Annotated in this window: 3 protein-coding genes, 2 pseudogenes and 1 riboswitch; all 5 genes and pseudogenes read left to right on the plus strand. The window is 65.1% G+C overall.

Annotated features, from left to right (window positions below; genetic code table 11):
• Positions 1-248: 248 nt before the first annotated feature.
• Positions 249-443: pseudogene (locus tag ASE72_RS21035) on the plus strand (hypothetical protein); the annotation flags it as partial.
• Positions 444-588: 145 nt separating this feature from the next.
• A complete protein-coding gene (locus ASE72_RS21040) occupies positions 589-1,047 on the plus strand; it encodes a molybdopterin-dependent oxidoreductase (RefSeq protein ID WP_056019517.1) in 459 nt (152 codons plus the stop codon).
• A 25-nt stretch (positions 1,048-1,072) separates the two neighbouring features.
• Positions 1,073-1,534 carry a hypothetical protein gene (locus ASE72_RS20855; protein WP_056019520.1) on the plus strand — a complete coding sequence of 154 codons (462 nt, stop codon included), beginning with the start codon at positions 1,073-1,075 and terminating at the stop codon, positions 1,532-1,534.
• Entirely contained in the window at positions 1,534-1,974 is a 441-nt protein-coding gene (locus tag ASE72_RS08270; RefSeq protein WP_056019523.1) for a YidH family protein, read from the plus strand. The genes ASE72_RS20855 and ASE72_RS08270 overlap by 1 nt, the downstream gene beginning before the upstream one ends.
• A gap of 241 nt (positions 1,975-2,215) precedes the next feature.
• Positions 2,216-2,292, plus strand: a riboswitch (Fluoride riboswitch).
• A 23-nt stretch (positions 2,293-2,315) separates the two neighbouring features.
• Positions 2,316-2,919 (plus strand): annotated as a pseudogene (locus tag ASE72_RS08275) (chloride channel protein); the annotation flags it as partial.

Consider the following 2,919-nt stretch of genomic DNA (forward strand, 5'->3'; position numbering starts at 1 on the left):
GGGGAGCCGTGGTGGTGGCGTCGTAGCAAGCTCAGCCACATTGAGTCGATCTACGGGCCGTCGTAGCAAGCTCAGCCACATTGAGTCGATCTACGGGAAAGGCTGTCTTGCACTCGGCGCCTCTTGCGCGACGGCATGGCGATCGCTCCCCCCGTCTAGAAAGGGATAGGCTATCGAAAGAGTCTGGGTGACATCGTCCAGCCAAAAGATCAATTTCGCTATTGATTTCATCATGGTAGGCCGCTTGCATGACCGCATCCGATCGCGCCGAACAGAATCTAATCCTCCGCTGTCCGGAGCCGCTCAATGCGGAAACGCCTCCGGATAAACTGATCACGTCCTTCCTGACGCCGCAGGCGAATTTCTACATCCGCAGTCACGGACCTACGCCGGAGCTGGCCGACGATCATCGTATAGCGCTGGACGGCTTGGTCGACCGCCCGCGCTCCTACACGGTCGCCGAACTTCAAACGGCATTTGCGACCCGGACAGTGACCGCGACCATGCAGTGCGCCGGCAATCGTCGGGCACATCTTCAAGACGTGGAAAAGACTTCGGGCGATCCCTGGGACGTGGGCGCGATCGGCAATGCGGCTCGCGACCATGCAGTGCGCCGGCAATCGTCGGGCACATCTTCAAGACGTGGAAAAGACTTCGGGCGATCCCTGGGACGTGGGCGCGATCGGCAATGCGGCTTGGACCGGCGTCGCACTGTGCGACGTACTCGCCGCGGCCGGCATCCAAGATGGCGCGTCGTTCGTCGGCACTACGGGGGCCGACGACGTGGATGTCGATGGTGAGACGGCGCCGTTCGGTGCCTCGATCTCGATCGCCAAGGCGCTAGAGCCGGACGTGCTCATCGCCTGGGGCATGAACGGCGAGGTGCTGGCCCCCGAACATGGCGCACCGCTGCGGCTCGTCGTGCCGGGCTATGCGGGCGTTCGTAGCGCCAAGTGGCTGACGCGCATCGAGGTGCGCGATCGCCCGTCCGATGCGCCGATCCAGGCCAAGGACTACAAGCTCTTTCCGGTATGCGGGCGTTCGTAGCGCCAAGTGGCTGACGCGCATCGAGGTGCGCGATCGCCCGTCCGATGCGCCGATCCAGGCCAAGGACTACAAGCTCTTTCCGGCGTCGGTAGCGAAGGAGGACGCGAATTGGGACCGGGGCCTGACGATCGAGGAGATGCCGCTCAACGCCGCGATCTGCGCCCCCGTGGACGGCGCGCATATCGGCGCCGGCGCATGCGAAATCGCGGGCTATGCGGTCGCCTTCGGCCGAGCGGTCTCGCGCGTCGAGGTCTCCGTCAATGACGGCACCGACTGGCTGCAGGCGGAACTGACCAGCCAACCGGATTCACCCTGGAGCTGGACGCAGTGGCACGTCACGGTCGATCTCTCGCCCGGGCTCCACGTCCTGGTCGTGCGCGCCGTCGACGGTGCCGGGCAGATGCAGCCCGAACGGCCCGAAGCGATCTGGAACTTCGCCGGCTATCTCTCGACGGCTTGGCATCGCATCACCGTCACCGCTGGCTGATGGACGCGCCGCACAACGCCGATCGGGCCCATGCGAAGCTCGCGGAGAGCGCGAGCTCGCTAAAGGACAGCGCAGTCCAGCAGGTGGACAGCGCTGATCGTCGCACGGAGCTTGCTGCAGACCGCACAATCCTCGCCGGCGAACGCACCTATGCCGCCTGGGTGCGTACCGGCCTGGCGGCGCTCGCTTCCGGGATCGGCGCGCGCGCGCTGCTCAAGGACGTCGTGTTCCCGTGGCTGGCGACGGCGACCGGGACGATGCTGATCCTGTTCAGCGCCTTTTGCTTCGTCGCCGCGGTGTGGCGAGAGATGGGTGCCGGCGCCCCGCCGCCACGACCGGACATAAAGCGCCTGCCCGCGGCGTTGCTCGTGGTGATGAACGGGTTTCTCATGCTCGTGTCGCTGGCCGCGCTCGTCGGCATCTGGACGGCACGCTCGTAGCGCAGCGACGCCAACCGCGCTGCGAGCCGATCAGCTCCAGCAGCGCATCGGCGGCTTTCGTGCGGTATAGCTCCTTGCGACGCAGCCCGAGAACGACGCGCGGGCCGAAACCGATTGGTCCCGCATGCAACGTAACCGGAGTCGGTACATATAACGGGCTCAGATAGACGCTAACGACCGGCCGGTCCGAGCATTTGCCCGACCAACATGCCCATTGACGGTTGGGGCCAACGTCTCATAGATCGACCTCGGCAATGGATTTCTGCCGGGCAATTTGGCCGAACCGCTCTGATAAGAGCTGATGATTCCTACTTGGCGCCGTCAGGCAGCAAGGAGGAATTGTGCGCGCTACCTTTCGCAATCTGGTCGACACGCTGAACGTCGCGGCATTCGTGCGCGATCGTCACGACCATGCGATCTCTGTCCTGCGCTGGGCGCTGATCCTGCTGCCCATGGCGGCACTCGTCGGGACGCTATGTGCGGCGTTCCTGTTGAGCCTCGATACCGTTACGCGACTGCGGTTCGCATCGCCCTGGCTGCTCTATCTGCTGCCGGTGGGCGGGTTCGTGGTCGGATTGCTCTACCATCTCACCGGGCGCTCGTGGAGGGCGGCAACAACCTGATCGTCGAGCAGATCCACGAGCCGGGCGGCGGTGTGCCGCTGCGGATGGCGCCGCTCATCTTCTTCGGCACAGTGGTGACGCATCTTTTCGGTGGCTCGGCCGGACGTGAAGGCACCGCCGTCCAATTAGGCGGAAGCCTTGCCAGCGGTTTCGGCCGCGCGCTCCACCTCGATGCGGGCGGCACGCGCATCCTGTTGAAGACGGGGATCGCAGCCGGGTTCGGCGCGGTCTTCGGCACGCCGATCGCAGGCGCGGTCTTCGCGCTCGAAGTGCTGGCGATCGGCCGCGTCGAATACTCCGCGCTAGTGCCTTGCCTCGTTGG

The organism is Sphingomonas sp. Leaf20 (assembly GCF_001421535.1).
Taxonomy (GTDB): domain Bacteria; phylum Pseudomonadota; class Alphaproteobacteria; order Sphingomonadales; family Sphingomonadaceae; genus Sphingomonas.